This is a genomic window from Borreliella valaisiana VS116, assembly GCF_000170955.2.
In the GTDB taxonomy this organism is placed as follows: domain Bacteria; phylum Spirochaetota; class Spirochaetia; order Borreliales; family Borreliaceae; genus Borreliella; species Borreliella valaisiana.
In genome coordinates this window covers 320,587-335,092 of sequence record NZ_ABCY02000001.1, presented here as the reverse complement: position 1 = coordinate 335,092, position 14,506 = coordinate 320,587, and the positions used below count along the sequence as shown (strand labels likewise).

The 14,506-nt window shown below is 26.0% G+C and carries 12 protein-coding genes; 8 read left to right on the top strand and 4 right to left on the bottom strand.

Annotated features, from left to right (window positions below; genetic code table 11):
- Positions 1-228: 228 nt before the first annotated feature.
- The 3 genes from BVAVS116_RS01610 to BVAVS116_RS01600 are packed head-to-tail and all read left to right on the top strand — an operon-like array spanning position 229 to position 5,090.
- The gene (locus tag BVAVS116_RS01610) at positions 229-1,122 is read left to right on the top strand and encodes a 1-acyl-sn-glycerol-3-phosphate acyltransferase (RefSeq protein WP_006068849.1); all 894 of its coding nucleotides are present in this window, start codon (positions 229-231) and stop codon (positions 1,120-1,122) included.
- Positions 1,123-1,147: 25 nt separating this feature from the next.
- Positions 1,148-3,931 carry a periplasmic flagellar collar protein FlcA gene (flcA, locus tag BVAVS116_RS01605; RefSeq protein WP_006068916.1) on the top strand — a complete coding sequence of 928 codons (2,784 nt, stop codon included), beginning with the start codon at positions 1,148-1,150 and terminating at the stop codon, positions 3,929-3,931.
- Between the two features lie 49 nt (positions 3,932-3,980).
- Positions 3,981-5,090, top strand: a complete 1,110-nt coding sequence (locus BVAVS116_RS01600; protein ID WP_006068790.1) for a VWA domain-containing protein — start codon at positions 3,981-3,983, stop codon at positions 5,088-5,090.
- Positions 5,091-5,096: 6 nt separating this feature from the next.
- Here the strand turns inward: BVAVS116_RS01600 and bamD are convergent, their stop codons facing one another.
- Complete coding sequence (gene bamD, locus BVAVS116_RS01595) at positions 5,097-5,462, bottom strand: outer membrane protein assembly factor BamD (protein ID WP_006068496.1); 366 nt, start codon at positions 5,460-5,462, stop codon at positions 5,097-5,099.
- Between the two features lie 110 nt (positions 5,463-5,572).
- Positions 5,573-6,709: a LysM peptidoglycan-binding domain-containing protein gene (locus BVAVS116_RS01590; RefSeq protein ID WP_006068581.1), complete on the bottom strand. Its 1,137-nt coding sequence runs from the start codon at positions 6,707-6,709 to the stop codon at positions 5,573-5,575.
- Between the two features lie 323 nt (positions 6,710-7,032).
- On the opposite strand from BVAVS116_RS01590, the gene BVAVS116_RS01585 reads away from it, so the two are divergent.
- The 5 genes from BVAVS116_RS01585 to BVAVS116_RS01565 all read left to right on the top strand — a co-directional run bounded on the left by BVAVS116_RS01585 (position 7,033) and on the right by BVAVS116_RS01565 (position 12,746).
- Positions 7,033-8,091: a hypothetical protein gene (locus BVAVS116_RS01585; protein WP_040351362.1), complete on the top strand. Its 1,059-nt coding sequence runs from the start codon at positions 7,033-7,035 to the stop codon at positions 8,089-8,091.
- A gap of 409 nt (positions 8,092-8,500) precedes the next feature.
- The gene (locus BVAVS116_RS01580) at positions 8,501-9,550 is read left to right on the top strand and encodes a BMP family ABC transporter substrate-binding protein (protein WP_006068821.1); all 1,050 of its coding nucleotides are present in this window, start codon (positions 8,501-8,503) and stop codon (positions 9,548-9,550) included.
- Positions 9,550-11,010, top strand: a complete 1,461-nt coding sequence (locus tag BVAVS116_RS01575; protein WP_006068934.1) for an ATP-binding cassette domain-containing protein — start codon at positions 9,550-9,552, stop codon at positions 11,008-11,010. Before BVAVS116_RS01580 ends, BVAVS116_RS01575 begins: the two co-directional genes overlap by 1 nt.
- Positions 11,007-11,939, top strand: a complete 933-nt coding sequence (locus tag BVAVS116_RS01570; RefSeq protein ID WP_006068949.1) for an ABC transporter permease — start codon at positions 11,007-11,009, stop codon at positions 11,937-11,939. The genes BVAVS116_RS01575 and BVAVS116_RS01570 overlap by 4 nt, the downstream gene beginning before the upstream one ends.
- A complete protein-coding gene (locus BVAVS116_RS01565) occupies positions 11,940-12,746 on the top strand; it encodes an ABC transporter permease (RefSeq protein ID WP_006068758.1) in 807 nt (268 codons plus the stop codon).
- A gap of 1 nt (position 12,747) precedes the next feature.
- On the opposite strand, the gene BVAVS116_RS01560 is transcribed toward BVAVS116_RS01565, so the two are convergent.
- Both BVAVS116_RS01560 and BVAVS116_RS01555 read right to left on the bottom strand, forming a co-directional pair.
- The gene (locus tag BVAVS116_RS01560) at positions 12,748-13,434 is read right to left on the bottom strand and encodes a tetratricopeptide repeat protein (RefSeq protein ID WP_006068744.1); all 687 of its coding nucleotides are present in this window, start codon (positions 13,432-13,434) and stop codon (positions 12,748-12,750) included.
- Positions 13,434-14,477 (bottom strand): polyprenyl synthetase family protein, encoded by a 1,044-nt coding sequence (locus BVAVS116_RS01555; RefSeq protein ID WP_006068845.1) that lies wholly within the window; start codon positions 14,475-14,477, stop codon positions 13,434-13,436. The genes BVAVS116_RS01560 and BVAVS116_RS01555 overlap by 1 nt, the downstream gene beginning before the upstream one ends.
- Between the last annotated feature and the right edge of the window lie 29 nt (positions 14,478-14,506).

Below are 14,506 nucleotides of genomic sequence, written 5' to 3'. Positions count from 1 at the left end.
AAATTTAATAGTTTTTAGTGTTATTTTGTCTGTTGTTGTAAGCTAAAATTTTACTTTAATTTGTGTAATAAATAAGGTATAATGGGTGTGAAATGTTTTCAAAAATGTGTGCTTGTTTAATATTGGTTATTTATTGTTAGTTTTATAGAGTTGTTTGTTCGTAATAAATAAAATGATATAACTAATGATTAAGTGGCAAAATAAAATGCTTTTAAAGGTGCTAGTTTTATGTTTGTACAAAATGAAAGTTTTGATAAATATTTTAAAGATATGGAAAGCGACTTTGTAAGTCAATTTAAGTCTGTTGAAAATGTTAATTATTTAGATAAATCTTATCGTAATGCAGATCTTAATAGTAGAAAGTTGGTAGATAGAATGATAGAGCGACTTCTTGAGGATAGATCTACTATTGTTGGTATGCAAAATATTTTAGAACTTTACCAAAAGGTCAAATCCGGTAAGTCTTCAATTATATTGATGGAGCATTACAGTAATTTTGATTTTCCTTGTTTCCAATTTTTACTTTATAAAATGGGTTATCATGAGATTGCAGATCATATTATTCCAATAGCCGGAGTTAAGCTTTTCAGAGATAATCTATTTGTTAAAACTCTTTCTTTGGGATATAATGCAATACTAGTGTATCCACCGCACTCATTTGTTGGGGTTGGTGCAGAGCATGCTAGGCAAAGACGTGTTTTTAATGCTAACTCTATGAAATATATTTATGAAAAGAAAAATAGTGGATACATTATACTCATTTTTCCTACAGCTACTAGATATAGAAAAGGAAGGCCCGAAACAAAAAAAATAATTTTAGAAATTTGTAATTATTTTAAAATTTTTGACTATTATTTAATGATTGGAATAAATGGAAATGTTTTAGAAGTTTCTGAAGATGGAGACATGTCCCATGATGTTTTTAAAAGAGACTCCCTTATATATAATGCTGATAAAGTTATAAGTATTGTTGAGTATAGGGAGAAGATTTTAAACACTTTAAAAGATTGTCATACAGAGGTTACAAAGGAAATTTTGGGGTTAAAAATTGCTGAAGATTTAGAGAATCGATTTAATGCGCTTCATACAGAAGGGTTTGAAGTGTATAAAAAGAACTTTTAATGTGAGCTAGGAATTTGATTGCAATATGCCTGATATAGATAAGATAAAACAGTTTAAAAGAGAAATATTAGATAATCTTTCTAATGAAAGATTATCTAAAGAATCTTTTGGTGTGAGTATGGATGTTAAGCTTCCTGAGCCTGGAGAGAGTATTGTTCCTTGGATAAGTGAAGATCTTGGTTTAGAGGAAGATGATGATGAACTTGATTTAAATTTTATGCTTGATGCTCTTGAGAATGAAGATAAATTGTCTTATTCTGATATTTTTAATGATAATTTACCTTCAAGTAGTTCTGATTTGAGAGTTGATAGGGATTTAGGGCTTTCAACTTTGAATGATGATTTTGATGTTTCTTCAAGTGATTCTTTTGAAAATAACATTGACAAAGTTCTTGATGATAATTCTATTGATTTAGAAGTTGCTTCTAAACTTGATTTTGATAAATTAATTGATTCTTCAGAACTAAGTTCTGAAGAATCAATTAGCAATCAAAGCAATAATGATTCTTTTGTCTCGGGGGATGATGATTTTTTACAATCTAATAAATCTAATGAAGTTAATATTGATGATACTGTAAATGATAAAAGCCAGACAGACGAACAAGCAGAGATGTTTGTTGAAGACAATTTAAATTTAAGTACTGGTGACAATGATTTTGAAAATGTTGCAGATGATTTTAAATTTTTAGAGTATGATCAAAATTCAAATTCTAAACGCTTTGAATTTAAAGTTAATTATCCACTATTTTTAAAACATTTAAATTCCTATCCTAGAAATTTAAGAATTGCAATTGCTGAGGCTTTAACCAAGGAAAATATTTCAAAGTATAAACTTGAGGCTTTAATTGATCTTGTTGAAAAAAATAAAAAAAGGTTGAAATTTATTGCTAAATTTGTAGGGGATATTGTTGGGCGATCTATTAAATTGCCTGTAATTTATTTTAAGGCGGAAGAATTTAGCAAGCTTCAGCAAAAATTGAGCTATAGAGTCTCAAGAGCTTTGTTGCCTTTGATAAAAATAGCTTCTTTTTTTATTGTTTTAGTCTTAGTTTCTTTTTACTTTATAGTAGATGTAGTGTTTTTTTATGTTGCCTCTGAGAGCAAGTATAAAGAGGGTATAGAATCTATATATGCAAATAAAAGAGAGCTTGCAAAAGCTCTCTTTAGAGACGCTTATTACATTAGGCCTGATGATAAATGGTTTATCAATTATGCTAAAGCGTTTGAAGAAATTAGAGATTTTGATAGTGCTGAAGAGAAGTATGAAGAATTGTTTACAATTGAGCCTTTTTCTAAAAATTCTACAAATAGAAGGCGAAAAAAGTTTAATAAGGAAGGATATATTGCATATGCTTTTATGAAAATTAGTCTTGGAGAATACTCTCAAGCTAATTCAATACTTGATGAGGTTATATCTTATGATCTTTATGATTATGATGCTTTAGTATTAAAGGGAGACAATTATTTTAAATGGGCCAAGACAAATCCTAGTTACTATAAAGATAGTATTAATAGCTATACGGTTTTACTTTCTAAATATGGACAAAAAAAGGAAATTTTATTTAAGCTTTTTAATGCTTATATTGAAGCTGGTTTAGATACTGAGTCTGATAATGTCAATAATTTTATTAAGTCAAATGAAATTATAGATGTGGATGAAGTTGTTTACACAAAATATGCTAAAAAATTGGTAGACAAATATATTTCTTTTGTAACCTATAATCAGAGGGCAAATAATCTTGCTATAAACTTAAATTATCTTAATGGGCAAACAAATTTATTGAATAAGGAATTTTCTGATTTCAAAAGAAATGATGGTAGAACTATTTTCAAGCTTGACAATAATGTTAATATGAATTCAGAGATTGAATATGTTCTTAGAAAAATATTAAATAAAAATCCCAATTACGATAAGGCACTTTTTGAAAGTGGGAGATATTCGTATTACATAGGGGATTTTAAGAAGGCTGAAGCTTACTTGCTTAAAGCATTAAATAGTTTTAGGCAGAAAAATTCAATTGAAGATGCTGGAGACAAAATATTGGCTTATAAAATTTTAGCAGATATTTATGAAAAATCTAAAGATTCTCTTAGAGCTAGTAATATTATTGGTTTAGCCTTGAATGATTATTCTTTTTATAAAAAACATAATCTTATAAAAGGTTCTAAGGAAATTTCTTCAATTTATGAAAAGCAAGGTGATATTCTTAGATCTTTAAATGACTTTAAGTCTGCAATATCTTCTTATAAATTGGCAATAAATGAGGGTGTTGATTATCCAGATGTTTACTATAAAGTTGGATTACTTAGTTACAGGGAAAATAATTATGATGATGCATTGAAATATTTATTTAAAGTAGAGAGCATGGCGGGGTTTTCAAGTAGTAACGAAGTTTTGAATTCTATTGCCTTAACTCTTTATAAGATAGGTGATTTTTTAGCTTCTAGAAGCTATTATTTAAGGGTGATGCAAAATTTAGAACTAGAGAAGGCCAATGTTTTGAATTTTAATCCCAAAGAAAATGATTATCATAAAATTCTTTTATTAAAAGAAATTGAGACTTATAATAATCTTGGAGTTGTAGAAGTAATGGCTTCTTTTTCATCCATAAGAGATACTAAACTTTTTAATTCTGGGGTTAGCAATTTAAGTGAATCAGCTAAGATTTTTGATATCTTAAATAGAGATGAAGATATGGTAAAGAGTGTTAAAAAAGATCTTGCTAGTTTGAATCTCAGGAATATTTTTAAGAATAGTTTTTCTAAATCGAATGTTTTGTTTTATGAAAATTTATCCGAAAAACTTTGATTATAGGCCTTATTTATTGGTTTTGAATTATTTATAGGGCGGTTTCCTTATGAAGAAAATTTTTTTATTTCTTTTTATTAGTTTTTATTTGTTTGGATTTGAAGATAATTCTTTGAAAATTGGTATTGATGATGTTTATGTTGAGGCCCATGAAGAGGGATTTCATCTTTTTATTAGAAAAAAACCTTCAATTAAATCAGTAATATTGACAGAGTCTTTTGAAATTCCTGATAAGAAAAAAGATGTGGCTACTTATTCATTTCGTACATTAAGCTATAATAAGGTTAATGGAGATGAAATTAGAATTTTAAATGGAAGAGTTATTAAAAATAAAGAACTTTTGTCATTAACATCTTCCACACCCGTTCCTAATAAGAAGTTTGGAGAAGCTTTTCATATATTGATTCCAAAAAAATTAAAATACGGATTTCCAAATTTTTCAACAAGAAGTGGTGAGATTGATTTAGAAATATTAAAAAACAAAAAAGAGCCCTTTTGGTTTTCTATAAGATCTTTTGAAAAAAAATATAATGATTATTTAGGTAAGTATCAAGACAATGCTTATGAATTACTTTTTAAAGATGATCAAAATCAAGGGAAAATTGAATTTAATGAATTAAGAGATAATTTTACAAAATTTTCAGATGAAGTTGTTATTGCTAAGGATGGCATTGATATTGTTGATAAAATAAAAAAAATTCTAAAAAACTCAGAAGATCCAGTTTATGATTTAGATCTAGTTCTTGTTGTTGATGTTACTGACAGTATGAAGAGTAATATTGAGATTCTAAAAGAGCATTTATTTTCAATAATAGAACCGCAATTGCAAAAATTTAAATCCTATAGAATAGGTCTTGTTTTTTATAAAGACTATCTTGAAGATTTTTTAACCAAAGCTTTTGATTTTAATACTGTTCCTTATTTGAATAATATTCTTAAATATGTTAATGTTGGCGGTGGTGGGGATTATCCAGAAGCTGTGTTTGAGGGGATTGATGCTGCTGTAACTCAGTTTGATTGGCGGGCAGAAAGAAGATTTATTATTGTTATAGGGGATGCGCCTCCCCATGAGTATCCAAGAGGGTCTATTGTTTATAAAGATGTTATCAATTCTGCAAAAGAAAAAGATATTACAATTTATGGAATAATATTTCAGTAAGAATTTTTATTTTTTTAAATTATTATTTTCTATTTTATTTAATATTTTTTTAGCCAAAGGCTTAATCCATTTGGGCATTTCCATTTTATTTTCTATTAGCTCTTCAAATATTTTTTTTGCTTTTTCTGTTTTATTTATTGTGTAATATATGAATGCAATTTCATATTTACCAGTAGCAACTATATTTGGGTTGTGAGCAAAATTTTGAATCATTTTTTCGTATGCTTTTAGCGCAGAGTTGTAATCATTAATATTGATAGCCTTTTGAGCTTCTCTAAGATAAACCCCATAAGGAGTTTCTTTTGTTAACTTTTCTAGGTTAATTGTATAGCATGAAATAAATATTAAGTTTAATAATGTTAGTTTCTTCATTTCCTGTCTCTTTTAGAATGTTTTTATTATTTAGTTTTTATTATTTAATTTTATTAGATATAAAATAAGATAGCAAGGCTTTTAAGCCTTGCTATATGATTGTTTTTGCTTTATTTGGCAGGAATTATTATTTTCCAGTTAGAATGAATCAGATCTGGATTTTGTATTTTTTGTCTGTTAGCAAACCAAATTTTTGGCCATAGATAAGGATCATTGTATAATTTTTTAGAAATGCCCCACAAAGTATTGCCTATTTTTATTACATAAAGTTCACTACTTGCATTGCTTTGATAAGCTTCTAGGTATCTTGCAGATTCTAAAAATAATTCATTGGCAAGTCTAAAGTTTTTGACATGTTTAGCTTCAACTCCTTTTTCCCACAATTTTCTAGATCGCTCAATGAGTTCTAGTGTTTTGAATTGTTTTTGAGATTTAGAGTTTTTTGCTACTTCTACCCTTTCTTCATATGCTAGTACTATTGGAGTTTGAGTTTCTGTTTCTCCAAGAAGATAAATACCCCTATTGATATTTAAAAGGTTTAGATGACTGTTTCTCTCTTTAATAAATGCTCTACCATTCCATGGTGATGGCTTGATAAGCTTATTGTTGCTATAAATTGGTAAGTTAGAAGCTGCTTCAAGCGCTTTTAATTGTTTGTACATTCTCTCATCAGTTTCTTTTAAAGCTTTAGCTTCTTTAGCATTTTTTGCGGCTTGTTGTGCTCTGTTGAATGCTTTGCTATACATGTCAAGGGCATTGTCAAGATCGTAATTTTTATATTTTCTTGTTGCTTCAAAATATAGGTTATTTACTTCATCGATTTCCAGCGGAATCCATACATATGCTTCATTTGCTTCTGCATCATTTAAATACTTTTCAATATTTTCTTTAAGGTAATTTGTTTTTTCTTTTTTTTCTTTTGTTTCTTTTATTATTGTTTTATACCTTTCAAGTACCTTTAGAGCAATTTCATTTCCTTCTTTTACTTTTCTTTGAGAAAAATTTTGTTTCATTGCTTCTTCTAATTTTTCAGCCTCATTAAACTCTTTAGAATAAAAAAGATGTCCCCTCTCTCTTATTAGTTCATTTTTAATGTCTTTTATATCTCTTAATTGAAAATTTTTATTATCTGATTGTGCAATTTTAGCATTTTTACTCTCTCTTACTTCTGGAGTCGTTTTGCATGCAATAAAAGAGATTACAACTACAATGCGTAGCATCAATATTAATTTATTCTTTATATTCATAAATACACCCTTCTTATTAATTTATTCTTTATATTCATAAATACACCCTTTTAATAACTTGGCTTCTATTATCTTTAAAGTAAGAACCTCTAAATATTAACGTTCCTCTTTTGCTATTTTATTATTATAGCAATTATAGTGTGTCAATAAAAACTTAAAAAACTTAATATTTTTAATTCTTAAATTAAATTAAATTATAGTTCTTTTTCATCATTGTTCAAAGTGTAATAAATTTATGTAAAACAAGGTATAATTAAGCTTATAAGTTTTTCAAAGATCAGGAGAACTATATTTTTAGAATATATCATTTTGTCCTTTTGATATTGCTTTCAAGTAGGGCTTTATTTTCTCAAGTAGCAGTTGTAAAAGAAATAGAAGGTAAAGTTGGTGTTGTTAGGAATACATTTCCTGTTAAGTTAGATTTAGATGATGAAATTTTTGAGTACGATTTTATTGAGGTTGGAGAAAATTCAAAGCTCAAAATAAATTTATATGAAATAAACGGTATTTCTGCAGATTTAATTTTTTATTCCAATACAAATAGTTTTGTGTTTTATTCTTCTCTTAAAGATTTGCAAGATGCAAAAATATATTTGTTTAGAGGAAGTGTTGATGCTGTAATTCATAACATTGTTAAAGGATCTTCATTTTCTGTTATTATAAATAATAATTTGTTTAAGGCTGAAAATACTTCAAAATTTTATGTTAACAATGATTATTTTAATAATTATTTTATTAATGTTTACAAGGGTAGCGTAAGGCACATTGATAAAACCGAATATTTAATTTTTCCCAATAATAGTCTTTTGCTTTTTAATGGAAATTCTTTTTTACATAAAGTTAATGAAGGCACTCTAAAGGGTGTTAATCAAAATTTTATAAGGATGGCTAAGGATAATTTTATGTCTTTAAATAAAGGGTTTTTATATTTTTTTATTTTAAAATATACTGAAGATAGTTTCAGATTTAACTCTATGTATAATTATTTAGTAAAAGATTTTAAATTTAATTCTATATATTCAAAATGGAGTTTGGAAGATAAAAATTATAAACTTGGTAACAGGGTTGATATGATAAAAAATATTAATTATTTAAAGGGTAGGATTGGTGTACTGTTTAATAATTTTGTTGATTTGGCCAATAGGTTTTATTTTGTAGATGATGTTTTTAAATATTTTTCTAATTTTTTCGACAAGTCAATAACTGTTCACAGCTCTATTTCAAAATTTTTAAAAGATTACAAATCTAATAAAAATTTTTTAAAAAATAAATTTTTTAAAACAATCCATTCTTTAAAAATGTATTTAAGACGTTCAAATGATGATATTACTAGTAATTTAAATGTTAATGAATTGTATTTATTGCGCCCTAAAGAGTTTTGATTTTTATATATTTAGCTTTTTATGTTAAAGTTATTTGTTAGATAAAATGATATGTTCCTTGAAAAATCAAATAGAAGGAGAAAGTAGCTTATTTGTTTTTATTAGTTATTTTAAACTTATTAATATTGAGCATTATTAAGAAATGAAAAATTTTCAAATTTTATTATATTATTCAATGAAATTTAAAATTTACATTCAGAATTTGCTTAATATTTTGCTATTTAGGTTTTTAATTTTTTTGCCAAAATCTTATAAAAGGGGGAAAAGATGTGTTTTCCAGATATTCGTACAATTTTTTAATTAGTTTTGGCAGATTTGTTTTCATAGCTTATTATTGATCTTTTTTTATTTAACTTTTGTAGCTTTAAGGTAAATTTAATAATAATTAATAAAAGGATGTATTATCTTTATGAGTAAGAATGTGTTTTTTAAAGGGTTTTGGATTTTATTCACGATATTCCATTTATATTTATTTGTTTATTTAATTTTTTTTAAAAAGCGAAAGGTTAATATTTCTAATAAAACAAATATTGCTTTATTTATTCCAGGAATTATTTCAGGATCTCCATCTTATAAAGAAATGTATGATTCTTTGTTTGAATTTAAAAAAAAGCATGAAAATCTTGAAATTAAAGTTTTAGAAGCCGGATTTAATCAAAGCGAGTGGATAGACATGCTTGAAAAATTATTAACCTCAAAAAAATATGATTTTTTAATAACTACAAATAATGCTATGCAAGATATTGTTGACAGTGTTTCAAGTGATTACCCTTATACTAAGTTTCTCATTTTTGATTCTTTGGTCAAAAATACTAACAACCAAGTCTATTCAGTTTCTTATAATGTTGCAGAAGAAGCATATGTTTTAGGATATTATGTAGGTCTATTTTTAAAGGAATTTAATTCTGGCTTTGGGAATGCTGCTCTTATTGCAGGTCAAGATTATCCTATTATGAGAGATTATATTTATTATTATTTTAAAAAAGGTATTCTTGATGTGGGCACGAATTCCGAAGTTTATTATCGAGTTTTGGGCAATTGGCATGATAGCAATTTAGCTAAATTGCTATCAGATTCTTTGATTAAGGATTCGGGTGCTTTGGTAATACTTCCTATTGTAGGACCTGCTGTTAAAGGAGTGCTTTCCTCTATTAGAGAGAATAATATTTTTGCAATTCTTTTTGATAGCGAAGATTATTTAGATAATAAAGAAAATATTATTGGTTCGGGAATTACAAATCAAAAATATTATGTTTCATATGTTTTGGATAAGGCGCTTAAGTCAGAGATTAACTATGGTAATTCTGATATTTTTGGTATAAAACACAAAGGAGTTTTATTTAATATTTCTAATGTTTTTTATTTAGAGCGAACCAGTCAAAAGTTGAAAAGAGATCTTTTAAAAAAAATAGAAGAGGTTAGTGAAAATGGCATAGAAATTAATTTGGAACAAAATTAATGGTAGAGTTTAAAAATATAGTTAAGTATTTTCCAGATATTGATAAGCCTATTTTGGACAGTATTAATTTAAGAATTGGAGAAGTTAAAATTTTAACAGTAGTTGGTAAAAATGGGGAGGGGAAAAGTACTCTAGCTAAGATTATTGCTGGACTTGTTGAATTTGATAGTGGTGAAATATTGGTCAATGGCATTAGGCAGAAAAATTGGAATGTAGATAAAGCTAAAAATAATGGTATTTATCTCGTTTCTCAAGTTCCTAATTTGAAAATGAATTTAAGAGTATGGGAATATTTGAGTATATATTGGTTTGGTTATGCATTTTTCATGCCGATGAATAAGTCTAAGACCTATAAGTATTATAGGTGGCTTATGCAATTTTATAAAATTTCTTTTGATCTAGACAAGAAAATTAAAGATTTAAATATTAAAGAAATTTACTTTTTGCTTATTATTGCTTCTCTTAAAGAGAATGCAAAAATAATTATTTTTGACGAGAGTGCTGCTTATTTTTCTCAAAAAGAAGCTCAAGCTTTTATAAAATTGCTTGTATTGCTTAAGAAATCAGGAATTGCTTCTCTTTTTATTACTCACAGTGAGATAACAGATGCTGTAAAATTTAGTGATGAGTTTATTGTTTTAAAAGATGGAAAATGTTTTAGAACAATAAACAAAGAATCAATTTTGAGCAAACTTGAATCCTCTAGTGATAAATTATTTTTTGCAAATATTAATTTTAATAAATTTGAAAAAGATTCTATTAAATTTAATCTGTTTTTTGAAGATTTTTGGAAGTACGATGTTAGTTTTTCTTTAAATAAAAGGGGTGTTTTAGGAATAATTGGCGAAGAAGCGACAATTAAAACGTGGGAAAAATTATTCTTAGGGGAGCTTATTTTTGTTGGATGCATAAAAATTGATGGCATTAGATATGAACGAGTAAATATTTTTGAGTGTAAAGCAGGATTTTTACCCTTAGGTATTGGCAATTTATTTCCTGATAATAGTAGTATATTGGATAATTTTTTAGCTAAATTTATGAATTTTGAAAATAAAATTTTTATTAGGCAATCTTATATTAATAAGATTAAAGATTTTTTTAAAAAAAAAATGGAATTTTGTAGCGAAGAGAAAATATATAGAATTCTTTATTCTAAATCTTTGGCATTTTCTGGAGGAACTTTGAAGAAGTTTGCTCTTTACAGAGAGATGTATATTGCAAAAAGTTTTTTAATTTGTTTTTCTCCTTTAAGTAATTTAGATCACAAAGCTTATAATGAAATGTCTATTGCTATTCGTAATTATTCAAAAGAAAAGCCAGTTCTTTTGATTACTTCCAATTTAGATGAATTGTTTTTGCTCTCAGATAACATTTTGGCAATGAAAATGGGAGAAGTTTTATTAAACGTATCTAGAGAAAAGATTGGTAAAGAAAAATTAAAGGAATTACTATTTTTATGACCTTGTTTAGAAATAGCTTTATGGCATTAATTTTTTCTTTTTTGATATTAAGTATTAGCTATTTTTTTGGTGATTTTTTTCAATTTTCTTATATTAAGATGATATCTTGGCGCTTTATTTTATTTTTAATCATGTCTACTGGTATTTCCACTTGTGCCAAGAGTAATTCATTAAATCTTGGGAATGAAGGCCAGGTTTATTTTGGAGCATTTTTAGTTTATATATTTTCAAGTTTTTTTGGATTAACCTATTTTAATTTTATATATTTAATATTTTTGAGTTCTTTTTTTGTAGGACTTTTAGGACTTATTCCCTTTTTTATTACTTTTTTCTTTGGATTAAATAGAGCCTTAACAGGTCTTTTAATTTCTTATGGAAATCAAAGGTTGGTAGATGGATTTATTTTGAATATGTTAAAAACAGGTAGTTTTTCTAATCATACAAAAAGAGTTAATAGTTTATTTGCTTTAGATTCATCACTTATTTACTTGTTTTTGTTTGGTGTGTCAATTTGGCTTTTTTATGTTTTTATGCATAAGAAAACTATTTATGGACTTCAGCTTGAAATATTAAGCAATAAGAAAAAGAGAGATATTTTTTTTAATATAAATGAATTTAAATATAAGTTTTTTGCTGTGTTTGGTAGTGCCTTTTTAAATGGTCTTGCTGGATCTATGTTTGTAGTGTTCTTTAAACCTTATTTGGTTTTAGGACTAACCTCAGGACTTGGTTGGAGCAGTTTAATTGTTGCTGTAATTTCAGGATTTAATTATATTTATGTATTATTTTTCAGTCTATTGTTTTCGATATTAATCGAATTTAATAATTTTCTTAATATAAATTATGACTTTAAGTATGAATTTATTGGGCTGTGTCAATCAATTGCAATTTTTCTCTCTTTATTTTTGATTAAAGCTAGGAAAAAGTAGATGTTTGGTGTTTTTGAGCAGGCTCTTGTATTTTCGTATTTAGCACTTGGAGTTCTTTATACAGAAAGAATAGGACTTTTAAATGTGTCTATTGAGGGTATTTCGTATCTTTCAGTATTTTTGACATCTTTTTTTATTTATTTTGGATATGGAATTTTTCTAGCGACTATTTTTGCTCTTTTTATCAGCCTTTTGTTTGGATTTTTTTTATCTTTTATAGTAAAGAAGAATTATGATATTTTCATAGCAGGAATAGGTGTTAATATTTTTTGTTATTTTCTTGTTGATTATTTGATGAAGAGTAATTTTAATTTTATTCCTGGTTTTACTTTAAATTTATCTGGAAATTTTGAAATTATTGTTTTTATTGTTATTTTTTTCATTTTTTTATTTGTTACTGTTTATGTTATAAGTTATTCAAGAATTAGAGCAGTTTTTGAATTTATTTCTTCAGGGAATTATGAAGATATTTTGGGTGAGAAAATAAGTAATCGTTTCAAATCTTTTGCAATTTTTGTATCAATTTTCACAGCAAGTCTTGCCGGTTCATTTATTGCGGTAAATCTTAAAGCTTACTCTTATAATTTGGGATTAAACAATGGCTGGCTTGCTATTTGCATTCTGTATATTGCATTTTCAAATCCTTTATTAATTTTTCCAATTTCTTTTTTGATAGTTTTTTTTGAATATCAATTTTTTCGTACTCAAGAGTATATAAATTCTTATTTTTCTCTTTCTTTTCCATTTTATGTAGCAATAATAATAAATATATTAGTTTCGTTGATTAAGAAAAAAGATAAATCTTAGTTTAAGTTCTACACTTTGTGTTTTGAATTGTTTTTAGGATGCTAATTTGCAGATATAATTCTTTTAATTTCTCCCTATTGAAATAATAAAAGGGTATTTGTTTTATTATTTCTAAATTATTTAAAAAAATGATAAATAAAGTATCGTCATTGATCGCTAATTGGAACGTTAAAGTTAGTATTGTATTAAATGCTGCATTTTCATTGTTTATAAAATGATAAATACTTTTTTTAAAAAGAGCATCAATTGCTATAAATATATTTTCTTTAAACAATTCTTTACTGCTTTGGAAAAATTTAATTATGTAGTCCATTGAATTTTTGACTTCTCCTATTAAAAAGTATGCCCAAGAGATATCTAAAAAGTTTTTTTTATCTTTAAAGTCTATTATTTTTAAGTAATCTTGAGATTTAATAATTGCTTTCTTCCAGTTTTTATTTAAATATTCTAATTCTGAGAGCAAAAGATGAGCATCAACTTGATTTTGATCCATGTTAATTATTTTTTTTAGATTTGCTATAGCTTTGTTATATTTTTTTGATTTTTTTAGCAGCATTGATTTTTGGTAAAGTTTTTCTATTGTGTATTTGTTTGTTTGCTCATTTAGCTTTAATGTTGATTGTGTTATTGTAGGGTAAATATTTGGGATCAAGCCATAAAAAAGTGCGAGTATCATTGTTTTTCTCATTAAATTCCTTCTTTTATTTGTTCGACAATATTTATTAACAGATTTTTATATTTATTTGCTAATGGATATAAATTGAGTTCATTTTTAAACTCGTTTAAGTATTTCAAGGCAATAATAGTTGAGTTTCTTATTGATTTTGATGAATTTATCATCTCTATTAGTTTAAATATTTCTTTTCTTGCTGTAGTGGTTTTAGAATATTTTATTTGATTAAATTTTGAAATAATTTTTGGTTCAAATTTTTTTTCTTGTAAAAAATAAATTATTGGCAAGCTTTTTTTTCCTTCAAATAAATCGTCTCCAAATTCTTTACCATTAATTTTATTTTTGATGTTTTTAATATCGTCTATTATTTGGAAATAAACGCCAAGTTTTAAGAATGTGCTGTAAATTTTTTTAGCTTTGTCTTCATTATTTGTGAGTATTGCAGCTAAAAAGCTAGCCATTCCGAAAAGTGAAGCTGTTTTTAATTCTACTAAAGAAATGTATTCCTTAATACTTGGAATGTACGATTCATTGTGAAATTTAATGTCAATTCCTTGTCCTAGGTGTAGATTTGAAAGAGTTGTAAAAAAATTTTCATAAATTAGTAATTTTTGATTTTCTTTTAAATTTGATCTTTCTATTAATTTTGCAGGTAAAAAATAAATTAAATTACCGGCATTTATGCTGTTATCTATTCCATAGATTAAATGTATTGCTGATGTGCCTCGTCTTTTTAGCGAATTGTCTTCAATATCATCAATAATCAAACTTCCAGAATGGGGAAGTTCAAGCAGCAGGCTTAATTTATATATTAGTTTGTCGTTTTTTTCTTTTAAACCCAATGCGTAAGCCAAAAGAATCATTATCATTGGTCTTATTCGTTTTCCGCCTCTATTGATGATTTCAATTGCTGGTGCTTTAATATAATCAAGGGTTTCCTTTTTTATTTTAAGAGTAAATTTTAAATCTTTATCTTTGAATAAATTTAGAAAATTAGTTGTTGAAAAGACATTATTAATATTTTTTTCAATATTTTTTAAAAATAGTTTATTTTGCATAATAAGAATTATAATGAAAAAGTATAATA

What these genes read in the sequence shown, in the direction of transcription:
- BVAVS116_RS01610 (WP_006068849.1), top strand. Translation starts at nt 229, where the DNA reads ATGTTTGTACAAAATGAAAGTTTTGATAAATATTTTAAAGATATGGAA.
- flcA (WP_006068916.1), top strand. Translation starts at nt 1,148, where the DNA reads ATGCCTGATATAGATAAGATAAAACAGTTTAAAAGAGAAATATTAGAT.
- BVAVS116_RS01600 (WP_006068790.1), top strand. Translation starts at nt 3,981, where the DNA reads ATGAAGAAAATTTTTTTATTTCTTTTTATTAGTTTTTATTTGTTTGGA.
- bamD (WP_006068496.1), bottom strand. Translation starts at nt 5,462, where the DNA reads ATGAAGAAACTAACATTATTAAACTTAATATTTATTTCATGCTATACA.
- BVAVS116_RS01590 (WP_006068581.1), bottom strand. Translation starts at nt 6,709, where the DNA reads ATGAATATAAAGAATAAATTAATATTGATGCTACGCATTGTAGTTGTA.
- BVAVS116_RS01580 (WP_006068821.1), top strand. Translation starts at nt 8,501, where the DNA reads ATGAGTAAGAATGTGTTTTTTAAAGGGTTTTGGATTTTATTCACGATA.
- BVAVS116_RS01575 (WP_006068934.1), top strand. Translation starts at nt 9,550, where the DNA reads ATGGTAGAGTTTAAAAATATAGTTAAGTATTTTCCAGATATTGATAAG.
- BVAVS116_RS01570 (WP_006068949.1), top strand. Translation starts at nt 11,007, where the DNA reads ATGACCTTGTTTAGAAATAGCTTTATGGCATTAATTTTTTCTTTTTTG.
- BVAVS116_RS01565 (WP_006068758.1), top strand. Translation starts at nt 11,940, where the DNA reads ATGTTTGGTGTTTTTGAGCAGGCTCTTGTATTTTCGTATTTAGCACTT.
- BVAVS116_RS01560 (WP_006068744.1), bottom strand. Translation starts at nt 13,434, where the DNA reads ATGAGAAAAACAATGATACTCGCACTTTTTTATGGCTTGATCCCAAAT.
- BVAVS116_RS01555 (WP_006068845.1), bottom strand. Translation starts at nt 14,477, where the DNA reads ATGCAAAATAAACTATTTTTAAAAAATATTGAAAAAAATATTAATAAT.